The sequence below is a fragment of the Pseudomonas sp. LS2P72 genome, from assembly GCF_054897865.1.
In genome coordinates this window covers 6,074,233-6,090,223 of sequence record NZ_CM142708.1, presented here as the reverse complement: position 1 = coordinate 6,090,223, position 15,991 = coordinate 6,074,233, and the positions used below count along the sequence as shown (strand labels likewise).

13 protein-coding genes, 1 other RNA gene and 2 pseudogenes are annotated in these 15,991 nt (G+C 56.0%); 1 reads left to right on the top strand and 15 read right to left on the bottom strand.

The genetic code is table 11. The features are described from left to right. Positions 1-43: 43 nt before the first annotated feature. Positions 44-952, top strand: a complete 909-nt coding sequence (locus tag ACYZUA_RS27970) for a carbohydrate kinase family protein (RefSeq protein WP_461961422.1) — start codon at positions 44-46, stop codon at positions 950-952. A gap of 226 nt (positions 953-1,178) precedes the next feature. Here the strand turns inward: ACYZUA_RS27970 and ACYZUA_RS27965 are convergent. The 15 genes and pseudogenes from ACYZUA_RS27965 to ACYZUA_RS27895 form a co-directional block, all read right to left on the bottom strand. Next, positions 1,179-1,496 (bottom strand): annotated as a pseudogene (locus tag ACYZUA_RS27965) (tyrosine-type recombinase/integrase); the annotation flags it as partial. A 45-nt stretch (positions 1,497-1,541) separates the two neighbouring features. Further along, positions 1,542-1,679 (bottom strand): annotated as a pseudogene (locus ACYZUA_RS27960) (integrase); the annotation flags it as partial. A gap of 480 nt (positions 1,680-2,159) precedes the next feature. After that, positions 2,160-4,790 carry a GAP1-N1 domain-containing protein gene (locus tag ACYZUA_RS27955; protein WP_461961421.1) on the bottom strand — a complete coding sequence of 877 codons (2,631 nt, stop codon included), beginning with the start codon at positions 4,788-4,790 and terminating at the stop codon, positions 2,160-2,162. 4 nt (positions 4,791-4,794) lie between these two features. Beyond that, positions 4,795-5,637, bottom strand: a complete 843-nt coding sequence (locus tag ACYZUA_RS27950) for a TRAFAC clade GTPase domain-containing protein (RefSeq protein ID WP_169862807.1) — start codon at positions 5,635-5,637, stop codon at positions 4,795-4,797. Next, the gene (locus ACYZUA_RS27945; protein WP_461961420.1) at positions 5,634-6,665 is read right to left on the bottom strand and encodes a TRAFAC clade GTPase domain-containing protein; all 1,032 of its coding nucleotides are present in this window, start codon (positions 6,663-6,665) and stop codon (positions 5,634-5,636) included. The genes ACYZUA_RS27950 and ACYZUA_RS27945 overlap by 4 nt, the downstream gene beginning before the upstream one ends. Beyond that, a complete protein-coding gene (locus ACYZUA_RS27940) occupies positions 6,662-7,690 on the bottom strand; it encodes a GTPase-associated system all-helical protein GASH (protein WP_461961419.1) in 1,029 nt (342 codons plus the stop codon). The genes ACYZUA_RS27945 and ACYZUA_RS27940 overlap by 4 nt, the downstream gene beginning before the upstream one ends. Beyond that, on the bottom strand, positions 7,690-9,054 hold the full coding sequence (locus ACYZUA_RS27935) for a metallophosphoesterase (protein ID WP_169862801.1): 1,365 nt from the start codon (positions 9,052-9,054) through the stop codon (positions 7,690-7,692). The genes ACYZUA_RS27940 and ACYZUA_RS27935 overlap by 1 nt, the downstream gene beginning before the upstream one ends. Before the next feature lie 98 nt (positions 9,055-9,152). Beyond that, positions 9,153-9,440 (bottom strand): hypothetical protein, encoded by a 288-nt coding sequence (locus tag ACYZUA_RS27930; protein ID WP_278450064.1) that lies wholly within the window; start codon positions 9,438-9,440, stop codon positions 9,153-9,155. Beyond that, positions 9,437-10,417 (bottom strand): integrase domain-containing protein, encoded by a 981-nt coding sequence (locus ACYZUA_RS27925; RefSeq protein WP_461964142.1) that lies wholly within the window; start codon positions 10,415-10,417, stop codon positions 9,437-9,439. The genes ACYZUA_RS27930 and ACYZUA_RS27925 overlap by 4 nt, the downstream gene beginning before the upstream one ends. Then, complete coding sequence (locus ACYZUA_RS27920) at positions 10,395-10,763, bottom strand: hypothetical protein (protein WP_461961418.1); 369 nt, start codon at positions 10,761-10,763, stop codon at positions 10,395-10,397. The genes ACYZUA_RS27925 and ACYZUA_RS27920 overlap by 23 nt, the downstream gene beginning before the upstream one ends. After that, positions 10,747-12,147, bottom strand: a complete 1,401-nt coding sequence (locus tag ACYZUA_RS27915) for a YfjI family protein (protein ID WP_461961417.1) — start codon at positions 12,145-12,147, stop codon at positions 10,747-10,749. Before ACYZUA_RS27915 ends, ACYZUA_RS27920 begins: the two co-directional genes overlap by 17 nt. A gap of 1,030 nt (positions 12,148-13,177) precedes the next feature. Next, complete coding sequence (locus tag ACYZUA_RS27910; RefSeq protein ID WP_461961416.1) at positions 13,178-14,434, bottom strand: integrase domain-containing protein; 1,257 nt, start codon at positions 14,432-14,434, stop codon at positions 13,178-13,180. Between the two features lie 187 nt (positions 14,435-14,621). Next, positions 14,622-15,015, bottom strand: a transfer-messenger RNA (tmRNA) gene (gene ssrA, locus ACYZUA_RS27905). A 95-nt stretch (positions 15,016-15,110) separates the two neighbouring features. Further along, complete coding sequence (locus tag ACYZUA_RS27900; protein WP_461961415.1) at positions 15,111-15,389, bottom strand: hypothetical protein; 279 nt, start codon at positions 15,387-15,389, stop codon at positions 15,111-15,113. 326 nt (positions 15,390-15,715) lie between these two features. Next, positions 15,716-15,988, bottom strand: coding sequence for a hypothetical protein (locus tag ACYZUA_RS27895; RefSeq protein ID WP_347802344.1), 273 nt, complete (start codon positions 15,986-15,988; stop codon positions 15,716-15,718). Positions 15,989-15,991 lie beyond the last annotated feature (3 nt).

Below are 15,991 nucleotides of genomic sequence, written 5' to 3'. Positions count from 1 at the left end.
ATTAGCCAGCAGTTACCTACGACAAAGTATTGAGGAAATGACGATGGTATTGCCTCGCGCAGTAGTATTTGGCGAAGCTCTGACCGACCTTGTCCAAGGCACTCCTGGACAGTGGAAGGGCTACCCAGGTGGTGCTCCCTGGAACGTTGCACGAGCGCTAAGTCGCTTGGGTGTTGGCTGCGCTTTTGCTGGGGCGGTGAGCATGGATTCACTGGGTGACGAGATAGTTTCGCAGTCGGAAGCGGCAGCGTTAGATATGAGGTTTATCCAGCGGGTAGACCGAGATCCTTTGGTCGCCATCGTTCCATCAAGCCGTCCTCCAAAATACTTTTTTGCTGGAGATGCCGATCTGTTTTTTGATCCTGATCTGATGCCCGAAGGATGGATCAACCAAACAGAGCTGTGTCATTTCAGCTGCATCAGTTTGGCTCGACAGCCACTCGCAGGCAGGCTGGTTAAAATTGCTCAGCAGGCCAAAGAAGCTGGTAAACGGATTAGCTATGATCCGAACTGGCGCAATTTAATGGATAGCCATTATCGGGAGCAGACCTTCCCTACGATGACCGCCCTTGCTGACATGATTAAGCTTTCCGACGAAGACCTTCGGCAAATTTATCCAGGGCTGACCGAACACCAGGCAATGGATGAGCTTCGCGCTCTCAATCCTCAGGCGCAGATCCTGTTTACCCGAGGGGAACACGGGATGATTCTCCACACCCCGGACAGCCAACTCGAGCAGCCGGCTATTGCCGTGAAAGTAGAAGACACGGTTGGAGCAGGAGACGCTTGTATGGCTGGTTGGCTGGCGGCGGAGTTGCTGGGGATCTCAGACTTAAGAGCGCGCCTGCGATTTTCAGCGGCTTGCGCATCCATATCTTGCCGGTATGCCGGAGCCCATGCTCCAGCGCTAACTGATGTGGAAGGTTTGCTTCAGCTGCTAACACGTACCTGACCATGGTTGTCGGCGCCAAGGAGTTGTCTAAGTAAAAAGACGCAACTCGTGGTTGTCTGATAGACCTTTTAAGCGTGAGCCCCTGAGTATGGGAATGCGGAGCCTTCCCATACTCAGGGGCTTGGCCGCAGAAGCGCAGGCATGCGAGAGATTTAGCGACAGTCGTTACTTCTGTCGCCCTGCTGCACGACACGGATTGTCGCCGGCGTCGCCAACCTTCGGATGCTCAGCGTATCGGCACGACGTTGCGGTCCCTGGTTTGATTGATGGCGGATGCCGACTGGCTGCCGGTGGCCGCCTTCTGGATCTGTTCACTCCACCAAGCCATCATCGGACGCCGGCGTTCGATGTAATCCGCCCGGTTGTAGGCGCTTCGAACTTCGTCTTTATCAACATGCGCCAGCGCCACTTCGATCTGCTCCGGATCACACCCATGCTCGTTCAGGATTGTGCTGGCCATGGAGCGCATGCCGTGGATGACCAAGCGGTCCTGAAAGCCCATTCGTTTCAACGCCATGTTGGCGGTCTGGCTATTCGCGTGGGTGCCGAGTGCCATGTTGATTCGATTCTTGGTGACGGGATGTCGATAGTTGAAATTCCACTGCATCGAGCGATTGACCCTGACTCGCAGCTGGAGCCCGTCGCCATCGGTGAGGGCGTAATCCTTGTCTTTCGGTTTGATCGCCTTGAGCAAGAGGTCGGAGAGGCGGGTGGTTTGAGCGCACATGAGATGTACTCCATGACACTTTTTGGTATTCCCAAGATTAGCGTCGGGTAGCCGGGAATACCAAACCGCTTGGAACTCAAAAAACCTGGAAAGCCCCCCGCAGCCCTGAAACCCCCGTATTCACTGGATTTCAGGCACAAAAAAAGACGTCCGTGGACGTCTTTAGATGTAAAGTTGGTGGGCCGGGGTAAATTGAACAGGGGTTTTATTATATTGATTTAATTAGATAATTCCTGTTTCTGTTTTTTTATTGGAATACCGTCTGGAATACCATTGAGTACAAAATGTGTAACGCCCGCGGGTTCATTGAGAACTCACATTTATCGTTGTTCCAAATAATCTCAATGAGTTAATTTTTCGCCAGTCGACCGGCGGGGTTCTGCTTGCCGTATTAGGCTGCTGTCGATCCAATGCTAATTTAGGCGAAAAGTTTCCCCTTTAGCCTTACGGCAACTAGGATCTGCCGATTAATGTCCTCATTCAGTAGCCAGGTTTGTAGGATTTTTCTGCGCGGATTTGAGCGGCCGTATTTTTGATCAAGTGCCGACCTCCATCGTCAAGACGATCTAGGTCATTCTCAATGCGCGTAAGATATTTCTCGCCGCCATGCGAGCCAGCCACTTGTTTGAGAATCTTGGCAACGTCACCGCATCGGCATGCAGTTGCAGCCAGATCACCCGCCCTCCAGGATGACGACATGAATGCGTCAACCAGTTCAATGCGTGCGGCTTTGCACCGGTCCCAATCAAAGAAAGGGAAGATCTTCAGTAAGTCAGGCACGTCATTTGCCTTCGACAACTCCCGATAGATCGAAGGAAACATAGCAGCGATCAACGGCGATACGGGTTGTCGTCGGGAACGAAGCAACAAAGGCACAAGCCTTCCGGCGGCATCGAGAAGTGCTTTGCTGGATATTTGTTCCGCATCGAACATGAGTTTGGCGCAGGCGTCGCTTGCCGCTTCATTTAGGTCAATGACGTGGCGTGCCTGCAGAGCGTTGGCGATTTCACGAACAGCCCCAACGACACGGTTGCGAGCTGGTAACGGTGCCGTCTCGAAGACGATAAGATTCCGGCTCACGAGCTCGGCATCTAGGCTGGCATCCAATCCTGTTTGGACAGCCCATCCGCCATCAATTCGAGCGCCAAGGGTGCCGAGAAGCATGTGAAGGATGGCAGTTTCGTCACCGTCGAACCTATTGCGCAAGCATTTCCCTATAACACGTTCTGCGATCTCGAACTTTCGAGCATCATTGACCTTCGGAATCACGGAGCCGATAACACGGGCGTACGCATTCATAGGAAGGCTGTCCTGCATTATCGCCCGTGCGAGTATGTCGATAGAGTCATCTGGAAGGCGTGCAACCAGCCGTTCGGCGGTTGTGTGGTCAAAGAGCAGAACTGCCAACTGCTTATCGTCGGCGCGCTCCAGCACATTTTTGATGAGATCAGCGGATACTTTATGACTGAGACGCTTCTCATCGAGAAGCCAAAGTACATCTGCTTTGACAGGGTTGACCGTCATCGACAGCAGCGCAAAGCTTCGCGCCGAAGCTTCCGAAGAGATCAGAACATCGCGAACGCTCGGCAACCCCCCTACCTTGCGCGCCCGTTTGATGAGCATCGCACTAAGCCGTTCGGCTTGGAAGTCATTGGCATCACCCAGCCAACGCAGTTCATCAGCAAGCCCTTGGGAATCCAGTCTGTTAAAAATCGGTGCGGCGGCCGGAAGCTGTCGGTCATCGATTAGGTAAGGGAGCAGCACTGAGCCAGCCCTATTCGCGAGCTCTTGGTCGACCTCACTTAAAACGAGCCCCATCCTTTCGATCAGCCCATCATCGTTCGCAACCCTACTGACAAGTGCGCCGCCTTGAGAAACAATTCGCGCGATGATATCCGCCGGCGCTTCGGTCAGCACCTGTTCGACATCTGGCGCGGCCCCCTTGCCAAGACCGGTTGCAATAAAGGGGATTAAGTCGCTTATCGTGCCCTTAGGGTCAGGCTGCCTCAAGAGGTTGACCGCCCCACCAGGCGCTCGCTTAGCGAGATAAGCCACTAGCTGTTCGATCGCCGTTCTACTTGCAGGCATGTCCTGGCCCTGCATCTTCCGCGCGATTGCACCAACGAAGTCCCAAGCGTCACTATGTGACAAACTGTCCGCAACTTGACGGGTAGCCTCAGCCAGCCGAGGCTCCAGCAGTTTCATGGCTACCTTGTTGCTAACCATCCCTGAGTTGGCAATATCCAACAGCCCCAGAGCGGCTGTGGGCGTCTGGTAGAGCTTATCAAGTAGTTCGTCCCACAGGAGTGCTATGCGAAGGGCGGCAGCGCTATCAGACTCGCGGTCGCCCAGCAGCTCAATTTCACGGCTGGAGAGCAGTTTGGGGACAGGGTCCTCGAAAACTCGGCGAACAATTGTCCCCGTCCATTTATGCCGATCATTCTGTAGTGAGCGGCCGTCCACGCGACGTCCACCCCAGTCAGAGAATTTAGCTTTGGCACTTAATGGTGCGAAGACAAGATCCAGGTCACGGCCTCCTATCTTTCGGGGCGATAGTGCGAAGGTCGAAAGCGCAAACCGCCGTCGGATGCCAGGCCAAAGTGCGGTGAGTAAGCGTAAAGCGATCAGCTCTGGATCCGGCGCGTCAAACATCACCACCGGCTTCGCATCCTCAAAAAAAAGCGCTTCAAGCAATTCGCTCGCGCTGAAACTGGGAGTTGGAGGAAGCTGTTCCTCAACCTGGTCCTCCAGTTCTACGCATTTTGCATCCTTCTCGCTCGGTAGCTCAGCGGAGCCGAGCAGTCGAAGGATAGGAATAAGCGGCGGCTTGAGGGCCCAGGCTCGTGCATCGATCAGCACGCTCTTGGTTCGAACGCAACCTGCCCGAGGGACGGTAAGGTCCTGCCATGTCCGAGCAATAACGTAGTAGGTTCCACTTGGTAGCGGATAGGTGGATAGGTAGGGGGCGAACTCCTCCTTCGGGCGTAGCGGGCCGGCCACGTCAGAAAGGCGATCCACAACTGCCTGATCGTCCTTGGACAAGGCGATAGACGAAGCAAGTAGCTGGTGCCCCTTGCGATAGCCATGAACCTGAATTTCAACGTTAATCACAGGTTCAAAGGCCTACCGCCCAGGCTATCGGAAGGGTGATGTCAGGATCCTTTTTCCATCCATCACCGTCATCTACTGCGACCCATCCATGGCCATCTGGCCCCGCCTCGAGAAACGCTTGCCTGTAGGCAAGGTCGTTTTTCAGATCGCCGCCAAGACTGCTAAGGCCGAATATCCGGACATCGAGATCCTCCAAATCAGTAAGTCTGCCCGCAACAAGGGGGTACTCACGCTCCAGGTAAGCCAAGGGGCCGCGATGAAACAATCCTGCATCAACCAAATCCCATGCGCTGACAACGACGGACAGCCGTGGACGTTCGCCATCTTCGCGGTCAGCGAGCGATGACTCAAGGAAGCGGATCAGCTCGCAGAGCATCACCTGCGTTGGAAGTCCCTGATCATCTTCGTCACCAAGGATCTCGAGCATGCGGCGTGACGTCACCCAGTCGAGAGGGCGGACATCTTGGTCGGAGCCAACCCTCACGAAAAGCAGAGCGCCATCAGCTTTCTTCAATTCGCTCATCCAGTCAGGGTCGATCTCGCTGTCGATGACTGCGTTGCGCCAAAGCTCACCTGAGATGTCAGGCACGATGATCCTTGCTTGTGGTCCATTCTCCGTTGCAGCGACAACAACCTCGAAATCGCGACGTGCGTCGCTGTGCTCAGTACGTGGTGCAAATCCTCCTGCAAAAATATGATCGGTGACTTCAAGCACGAAGTTTATGTCATCAGGTTGTTTCGCAGCATGTAGGCCACCTGTCTTACCATCGAGTACTCGCCACAAAGGACCAATGTAGTTGGTCTTTCCTGAATCAGGACCGCCAAGCAATATGATTGATCGGCTCATCGATCCCTCCTGTGTTTTAGATAGGCGCGACTACTCTCGGCCGGTTCGGTCGACCTCCAGAAAATCGGGCGATCGGGTTGCTTCCCAGCGGTCAGGTTGATCAGGTCAGCTATGCCAAATCCCGCGGGCACTTCGTTAGGTTTATCAGAAAAGGGAGCGACGCCAACGATCTCGGCCTCCGCCCCGTGCCGAGCGAGTTCCGCCTGCAAACGGTGGGCTACGTTGGGATCGAGCACATGCAAGTCTTGATGAGTCACTACTACTAACAATCGAAACGCACGGCCGTCCAACATAGTGTCCAAGCGCCGGGCGAGCTGGCCCACCCGCGCTATGAGCCCATGGCGCTTCTCGATGTCTGCGAGTGAGCGGCCATCAAGCACGATCCAGATGGTTTCGGCGGACTTCATGAAGTCCAAACGATCTGATTGAGCCGAATTAACAAGCGCCTGTGTCCATTCTCCTGGTATGTCGGGAAGGGCTAGGTCGACACGCCTCCCATCCGATCGTCTGACGAGCCTGAGGTGCAGGAAGCCTGGGCCATGATCATCTGCTAACTCGGTATGGACCGTCATCTGTTCCGGTGCCTTACCTTTATTCCAGTCGCGAGCCCCACGGGCTATATCTTCGAAGGCCGCCAAACTTTTGCTGTCTGCAAATGACCAACCCTCCAGCTTTGCATGCGATACGAGCAAGTACAAACTGGCGAGGCAAGCTGTTTTGCCAGACTCTGGATCGCCGAGGATACCCACCACTTTTACATATCTGGTTGCCATCAGAGCATTCAGATCTGCCAATCCAAGCGTTTGGCTGGAAGTAAACGCGCTCGCCCCTCGGGGCTGATCCAACACGGGTGCGCCCAGTCGATCACCGAATCCTGAGAGTGCTTCGTCACCGTCTTGGGCATCAGCAGACGTCGCACCTGCAGCTTCGTTGGAAATACGGTTGCTGCAATCTAATGGGGCGCGTTCGAGCGCGCAGACTCCCGTCTCATCGACGGTGCACCCATCGAATCTGCACGAGCTGCTCATAACTTCGCCGCACCATGGAGGATCATTGTTATGAACCCGGCCTCTAGGAGTGCCCGCTCACCCCATTCCGAAACACGCCGTTTCACGCTTGCGCCTGGGCCGCTCGTTTCACCAGTGGCCAAAGCGTGAAGCAGCGGGAAAATGGTGGGGTAGGCGGCTACACTGCCCTCAGTGTACGCCTGGCCGAGCAGTTGACGATCAGCACCGATGGCCATCAGCAACTCCGCAAGATCGAATTCCGGATCTTGATCCAGTGTTCTTAGAACGATCTCGCGATGTACTTCGCATGGAAAGCGGCGAAGCAACTTCGCGCCCTCGATACCGACGGCTATGATCCGTGTCGGTTCAGTGATCGCGGATAGTTGTCTATTGAGCAGTCTGCTGCGGTTGAGTTGTGCCCACCACAGAAAGTCCAACTCCTCACGATCCAGCGCGGCATTGCGACGAAGCGACTCAACTGTACCGGCCATCGCCTCCTTGAAGTTGTTGGTTGCGACACCGTCCTCGCCGACGGCGATTTTTACAACGGACGGATCGGGAACTACTGACCGCTCCCTAGACTTCTCAGCAGATGTCGCGCGCCAGTCGGCTGCCAAATCTAGAACTTCGCGGCGAAGATTTTCACGTCGATCGTCTTCCAGAGGGGGTTGATACGCGAGCGCGGACCATAAGGCATTGGCGTAGACATCCTGGATCGTCCATCCATCTGGTCCTGGACTGGTACCCAAAATAGAAACTATCGCCATGCCGGCACAGACGCTAATGTCAAGCGGGCGCTCTTCGAATAGGAACGAGGACGACTTTTTCTGTATGGCTACTTGGACTTCGCCGCCAAGCGTAGCTGAAGGATAGCCGTCGCCGCCAAGAGCTTCGGCAACATCCACCGCCTTGGAAAGGATCTTCACCGCGGTATTTTCTTTCTTCCAACTGGCCACCAGGCTGGTCGCTGCCGAGCGTCGAGAATTCACATCGTCGTCATTTACAGCGACTCCGGAAATTCGCATATGAACTGCCAAATTATCCATTACCGTACCCCGTCCTTACGCTCGCCAATCAATTTATCAATCATCTTCTCGACTTCACTTAGCTTCCCATTACGAACAAGCATGTCCAACAACTTGCGTTCAAGACCCTGCGACATCGACTCATTGAAGCTTTTCGGGAGCGCGTCCAGTTCGAAGAGAATGCGTAGCCGCTCGCCTTCCAGCAGGTCGCGAAAAAACCGGAGTCGGGCGGTTTCGTAACCTTCTACAATAGGCTGCATGACTTGTGGCTCCCCTTCTGGAGACTCCATTGGAATCATCTCGATCGTAGGCTCAACGGGCCATGCGTTCTCTTCGCCCTCCAGAGCACCTACAGGCGAAACCGTTGGCGCTGCGTCTGGACGAGCGGCCTTCCGGAAAAATGGAGACGCCAGCCGGAAGTGGGGATCTTTCTTGCCTAAACGCTTCTCATCGGCTTCGAAACAGGTTCGTTGTGTATTCCACGCCCGTGGATGCATCGTTACCGACAAACCATCGATTTCTTCGTCCCAGTCAAATTCTATGATGTTGTAGGTGAAGGTGTAGACGTCGTCTGACTTAAAGGGAACAGTAGCTCCGGCGGCGAGCATCATCACGTCGCAACCGTCCTCGACGTTGTCGATCGATACCTTTGGGTCGTGTTCATGGCCCGATATGAAAACCCGAGCTCTGCTTCGTATGTAATCCCGTACCTGGTCTTGATCCTTGTACCAGCTTAGGGGATGGTGAACGAGGACAACGTTTTCTACTCCGCTGGTGCGCGGAATTGTGAACTGACGTGCGCCCAATATCAGTTCCGGGTGCTCATCGCGCTCGCCACCGTGGCAAAGTAGGGAGGAATTGAACCTAATAAAGCGGATGGCCCTGCCGGGCGCGAGGTTCACTTCCATCTCGGAAGCAAACGCTCCTTCATTGTTGAGGGGGCAGTTATAAGCGAAGCTAAAGCGACCATAGTCCTCGAAACGGGCGAAAAGCGCCGCCCGGTCCGTAGGATTATTCAGGATTTCCTCATATTCCCGCGTGCCACCCGCACGAATGTGATCAAGGATATGCTGTCCAGCAAACGACAGTTTTGTTCGATCAAGGTCGTGGTTGCCCGGCACCATCTGAACGCGGTGGATCTGCACTCCTACGCTCGCAGCAAGCTCATCCAACCATATACCGGCAGCCTCGTACTCGCTCCATCGTCCGGTTTGAGCGATATCTCCGGTTACCAATATGCCGTGAGCAGTCCCGCCAGCAATTTTCGAGACGACTTCCTTGGCATCGGTGATCAGTTGTTGTTTCACGTCGGCATGGATGTGAATTCGATCATCTTTTTCCTGGCCGAAATGGATATCGGACACGTGAATAAACACTGCAGGCATATGGCTTCCTAATTCTACGGTCCCTGTAAAGATGCATGATGATATCAGGGCCAGGGTGTTTCAGCTTTACTCGCTATATCACGACGGTGCCATATAAGCTAATCCGTCCTGGGTTCAACGCAACGCGGGTCGGTCCCCATCCGTTTCCAGATAAGCAGGGTCGTGAGTCGATAGTAATATCGTGTAGCTTCGGAGTGATCCTTCAGATGGTGAACCAGAAACCAACGTACATGCTTGAGTCGCCAGGTCCAGGGATTATCGCGTTGCCATCGCTGTTGAATGGCCGCTTGCATGATTCGGGCTTGCCGTAGGTGGCGTTGCTGAGTGGGCTTCGAGCCATCCAGTACGCCGCTCAGGAACAGCGTCATATCGAAGGGCTTAGTCACGCTCTTCCTCCAATGTAGGCTGAAACTACATCGATCCGGTTATGCCCGAGTTCGCGGCTGATTTGTTGCCGCGCCTGTCGATCCAGGCCGCGGTCAATGCGATAGCTGTGGCCACCATTGACCGGTGCGGCGTGACCCGTGAGCTGTTTGTAACGCTCGCAGGCGTAGGCTGCTCGCAGTTCATGAAAGCCCTTCAGCCCGTGTTCATGTAGCGTTTCGCGGGCGGGGAGCACGGTCTGTTGCAGGAATGCGGCGTAGCTTTCGTCTCGGGCCAGCAAGTTGCGGCTGCTGGGTGGCGAGGCATGACGAGCCAACTGCAGCGCCGCCTTCACCGCTTCATTAACCGCGATCCATCGCGGCGCTGAAGCCCCTGAGCGACCGCCTTTGGTGCCGTCCTGAATGTTGATGCGGCCTAAGTGTTCGGCTTCGCGGTGCAAGCGTGGCAGGTCAGCCAGGATCGCTTCGCGCAGGCGCATACCGGTTGTTCGGGCCAAAAGGACAATCGCTGCCACCCGCTCGTGTTGCTGTTCGCCAAGCGCCTCAATCACTCGCCGCACTTGTTGATGGTCTTGGCCATCTGGCGCGCGGGTGCGTACGGTCGAACGCATCTGTCCCAACGCCTGGCTCGGGCTGGCGATCCTCACGTCCTGATCACCGCGCAGCGCGGCGAGGGTGCGGTTAATGCTGCTCAGGCGGTTCTGTGCGGTAGCGATGCAGAGTTCACCTTGCTGGATCTGCTGGCGCAGGTAAGCGGCGTAGTCTTGCAGCGTCCGTCGATCGATTTGGCGTGCATCGTTGTAACCGGGGCCGTCCTCTGACCGACACCAACGCACGAACGCTTGCCAGCGATCACTATGCGCTTTGACCGTGGCGAAGTGGCCGCCGGCAAACAGATCGTTTAGCGCTTGTGGGCCGGCGTAGCTCAGCTGACGACCGTAGCCAAAGTTGCGACCATCACGCCGACCGACCAAGGCCATCGTCATCACCATTTTCGTTTGTTTGCAGAAAGAGCAGCAGGGCTTTCCAGTGAGGGCTGAGCCTGTCCACCTGCTGCCAGTGTGTCGGGCGGATCAGGAGAGCGTTCTCGTGGTGCTGCAGCAGTGCCCCTTCCTCACGCAGTTGCTCAATCAGTAGGGCGAGGTTGGCAGGCTCTAGAGGTGGTGTGGCGACAGTGGCGACAGTGGCGACAGTGGCGACAACCCGCGTCGTTCCTGGCCTGGCGCGTGGCGACAGGGTGGCGACAGAGGTGGCGACACACCGCGATTCTGGCTGCGCTTGATGTTGCGCCCGGTAGCGGCGCACCGCGTCATTGAGGCGAAACATGACGGACCTCGAAAGTTTTTCCGTCGCGGCTACTCAGCCAGCGATGCGTGATAAGTACGACCAATAAAGAGGCGGTATGGTCCGTGCTCTTGCGGGCAAAACGAGGACCGTTGCGATTGACGTCGCGGATGGTGAAGTGGGTCCAGCCTTTCTGCACCAGCCAGCGCAGCAGTCGATCCGCTTCCTCGCGTCGGCTATTGACCGGCTCCTGTTCGGTCAGGCGCTGAATCTCGGCCAGGTAGTAATCCATCAACGTGGAGGCGCGCTGGATGTGTCCTTCATCCAATGCACTGGCCTCTTCAACCATGGCCAGCACGCCCGCGATACGCAGTACATTCGCCGCCGCCTTGCCCGCGACAGGTTGGACGCCGGCCAGCTCGCCGAACTCGCCAGACTGACATTCGATGGTGTCGTGAATATCAATCCAGGCACGACGGGCACGGGAAGTCAGCTCCAGTGTGGTGGGATTGAGTGAACCATCCTTGTGAAGCGACCAGGGCTGTTGCAGCAGGGCGGTGATCCGCTGTTGGTAGCGCTGGACTTTGGCATCTCTGGTCAGGTCGATTGCCTTGTAGAGTCGCTGGCCGGCCAGGCGCTCGGGCCAACTGATCAGGCAACGGCCGAGGATGCCTTGGCCATTGATCACCGGGTCTTTGAACAGCTGGTTGGCCAGGTAGGGCTGCAGCATCAGATGCAGGCTGAGGCGGCGGTCATAGGCACGCAGGCTTTCTCCGGCCATGGAGCGGGCCCGGTCGATCGGGCTGCCATCCCACAATGTTGATAAGGTGGTGATCGCCTTGAGTAGATTCTCTTTGCTCATGGTGCTGCTGCCCAAGAACTGGCCACCTTCATCATTGAATAAACCCATGCTGGGCAAACCCTGGCACAGGCTTTTGACCAGGGCCTCAATGGTGGGCTCGGCAATGATCAATCTCGGCGGTACCGGTTCGGATAGTTCACCGCCTTCCGCCTCCGTGTGTTTCTTTGAGGTTTTGGGTTTGGCCATGATGTTGTTGGCGGCGCGATAGGCTTTGAGCTTTTCCGTATACAGGGTCCACTGCTGTCGTTCCCAGTCGCGCGCCGCTTTCAGGGCTAGATGGTCCACCGCGCTTTTGCGATCACCTGAGGACGCCACCGTCAGTAGGTAGAGGGACAGCGGATAGGTTCGGCCGTCGAGTTGGACATTGGCATGACCTTGGCTCACCAGGGCAGCGCTTGCCAGCACCGATTGGGCCGCCATGGCGCAGGGTACGCCAATCACCTCGGCCAGTCGTTCGACCGCAAGGCCCAACAGTTCTCCGAGTGCTTCGACTGGGTAGGGCAGCGGCGCCTGCTGGTATTCCAGCAATGGTTGTGGTGGCTCGAACGCTTCGCACAGTTGCATCGCTATTCTCCTGAGATTATCGACTTCCCCCTCACTCATCCCGCCACGGTTGTTGAGTGTTATCAGGGATCAAGGCCCCTGCGACCTGTGAGGTTTGTCCACTAACGCGGGACTGACGGCTCCTTACGACCGGGAGCTTGGGCATCTCATGATCCGACCTCCTGAACACCTCCGAAGAAGTGGGCGGGTGGAGGCTGCACTGGCTGACGAGACCAATGCCGCGAGATCCTGAGTCGGGTGAAGACAGCGAAGCGATGACCGGGGCATGCCTGACTGTCAGTCAGGTGCAGCCTGTCCATTGGCTGCGGCACCATTATCGGCATCGCTGTGGCGAGTGAGCATTCGGTGTTTGTCACGCCGATTGTCACGAGGGGGAACGCCGCAAAGCCCCATGCGATCAGGGCTGCAGCAGTATGAGATGCGCCCGTCTCTTTAGGGGGCAAAGAGACGGGCAACAGGTTGGCGCAAGAAATGGCCAAGCGGATAAGTTGCTGCAGAGCAGCCAGGAGAAGGCCTGAGTTGCCGCAGTGGGCATTCTGGAAGAGTGGGCATCCATCACATCGCTGTGACCGTGCGAGCCGCCGGACGCTAATCGCACTTGGGGGTGAACCACCACGGTGTGGCGTAGCCTCAAAGGTTCTGGCTACATGGGGGCTGTCGAGGACAGCGCTTGTACGGCTCTGATTTAGCGCTCGTTCTGCTCGCGGTCAACAGTATTTTGGGGGCGACTCTTGCGCCAATTGGTAGCGCTGGAAGACCTTGGAGGCCGGTGGTTTCCCATGGCAGGGTGGTCGTTCGTCGGTTTTTAATGTGAGCCCAAGCGAGTGGGAATGCGGAGCCTTCCCGCTCGCGTGGGCTTGGTCGAGAAAGCCTCAAGAGAGAGGCTTGCAGCGGCGACAGTCGCCGCTTCTGTCGCCATTCTGCAGACCAGGTATTACGCGGGTTGTCGCCGGTGTCGCCGCTGTCGCCAAATCAACCATCACTCCATCTGGGGAGTTATTTTCGGTTACCGGCGGCGTCCGGTGAGCGCTCACCGTATCGGCACGACATTGCAGTTCCTGATGTCATTAATGGCAGCTGCCGACAGACTGCCCGTTGCTGCTTTTTGGATATGTTCACTCCACCAAGCCATCATCGGTCTCCGGCGTTCGATGTAGTCCGCTCGGTTGTAAGCGCTTCGGACTTCGTCCTTGTCGACATGCGCCAGCGCGACTTCGATCAGCTCCGGATCCCACCCATGCTCGTTCAGGATGGTGCTGGCCATGGAACGCATGCCGTGGCTGACCAAACGGTCCTGGAAACCCATGCGTTTCAACGCCATATTGGCAGTCTGGCTGTTGGCGTGGGTGCGCGGATTTCTATCTGCCGGGAACACATATTCCCTGTGACCGCTGTGGTGCTTGAGTGTCTCCAGTAACGAGAGCGCCTGATCACTCAGCGGGATGGTGTGCGGGCGACGCTTTTTCATGCGCTCCGGAGGGATGGTCCAGATGCGTTTGTCGAAGTCGATGTCTGCCCATCGGGTGGTAGCCGCTTCGGCAGGGCGGGTCATGGTGTGCAGTTGCCATTCGATCAGGCAGCGGGTGATCCGCTTGATGCTGGCGTTTGCGATTTCGATCATGAGCTCGGAAAGCTCATCGGGTCGTAGCGCGGCCATGTTCTGTTTCTTGGGTTTCTTGAATACTGCGCGAATGCCACTGAGGGGGTTCGCAAAGATCAGTCCTGAATTGACCCCATAGGTCATGATCTCGTTGAGCCGTTGGCTCAATCGCTTCACTGTCTCGAGGCTGCCTTTGGCCTCGATTGGGCGAAGCAGTTCGATGACCATTGGTGCGCTGATTTTTGAAAGCGGCGTTGTTTTCAGGTTTGGAAATACATGTAGCGTGAGCGACCGCCAAATGTCCTCGGCGTAGGCCGGCGTGACAGAGTCTTTCTTAAGCTCGAACCAGGCGGTGGCCACGTTCTCGAAGGTGTGTTCCGTTTCTGCGCGCTTGGCCTCATTCAGCGTATCGCGCTGCACCTTCGGATCGATGCCTTGGGCGAGCAGTTCGCGTGCTTCGACCGCCATCTTTCGGGCGTTCGCCAGCGAGAGCTCTGGGTAGGTGCCCAAGCCCATGTTGATGCGGTTCTTGGTCACCGGTTCACGGTAATTGAAATTCCACAGCAGAGAGCCGTTGCTGCGTACACGGAGTTGCAAACCGTCACCGTCGGTGAGGACGTAATCCTTGGACGCGGGTTTGACTCCCTTGAGCTGTCGATCAGAGAGGCGGAGGGCTGGAGCAGGCATGAGATTTTCCTCAGGCACTGATTTGGTATTCCAAAGGTTAGCACCGAATGGGTTGGAATACCGTTTGGAATACCCGAATGGCTGGAACTCAAAAAATCTCAGAAGACCGCAAAAGCGCTGGAGGCCGCGTATTTACTGGATCGCAGGCACAAAAAAAGACGTCCGTGGACGTCTTTAGATGATGAAGTGGTGGAGCCGGGGGGATTTGAACCCCCGTCCGCCAGTACTCCGCTGTCGGTACTACATGCGTAGCCGTGTCTATTAAGTTAACCCTCAGCGACCCGACGGGCAGGGTGCTTTGGGCGAGTTGTGTAAGTTTTAGCCGCTTCGTCCACAACGTACTGCACGGCGATTCTGTTCTATATGACAATCACTTTGGGTTTACAGACATCCCCTGATGATTGCTGGACCCGAAGGTACCAGGAGGGAAGGGCTAAGGCTGCTTACGCAGCGAGAGCGTATTCCCCGTAGGTTTCGTCATTGGCAACTATAGAAAGTTGCAACAGTGGATTTACGAGTTCTGTTACCAACTCGGCATGCACCTAAAGTTTCGCAACCGGCGTCGAATCCTAAACGGCCCCGAGCCTGTTGCTCTGTGAATCAAAGTGAGCAACAAGCCTGCGCAGTGTACGCCAACGTGGCTCAGAAGGCCAACCCGAAGGTTGGCCACCGCAGATTATGGGTTGACTTGGTTGCTCTGATTGTTCGCGAGTGCCAATGCCTGCGTGGCTTCGGTGACGCATTTTTTGTCGTCCCCGGAGGCTTTTGAGGCTTCGGCGCTGGACATCAGCCTTTTGATCTCCATTGTGGTGTTTGCGGAGGTCGCTGGCAGTGAAGTCACTTTGTTTTTGAGCTCTTGTAGCTTGCTCGTACAAAGGTCGTTGTCCGCAGCAAATACGGGAGAGGCCAACATTGCAGCAGAAATGAAAAGACCAGCGAGTGCGGTACGTTTCATGGATATCTCCTTGAACTGATGGTCTCGGTGCTGCCGTATGAGCAGGCGGCTCGGCCGAGGTCGAAATAAGCCACGATTGACGGGGGCCTACTCAAAAGACTACGGCGCGGCGCAGGAATTCGGTTTTGGCAGAATGGCTATGAAAAAATTGTTTGATAGACGCAATGTCTTTAAACGCAGGCGCAATCACTTCTTTTCGCTGGCGGCCTCCTCAACATGAGCAACCCCAGATGCAACAAAACCCGCAATTGGCGGGTTTTGGTTTGCTTCATAGTGGGTGGCTCCGGGAGCCACCAGTCCAACCCGAAGGTTGGCCTTGTGCTGGATTACTTCCCGCCTTTGTTCGCGTTCTTGATTTGCTGGATAGTTTGTTCGGTCTCGGCGATGCAGTCATCAGTCCCTTCCTTAGTGCCTTTTGCCTGATCGGCTTTGGCTTTCGTGACGCTTTCCATTACCTGATCAGTCATCTCCGGAGGAGTCTGTGTCTTGGCATTTTCGATGGTTTTCAAGTTCACCGCACAGAGGTCTTCGGCGGCAAACGAGGTGGACGCCATTAGCGAGACAGTAACGAACAGACCTAACAGTACAGAACGTTTCATGAG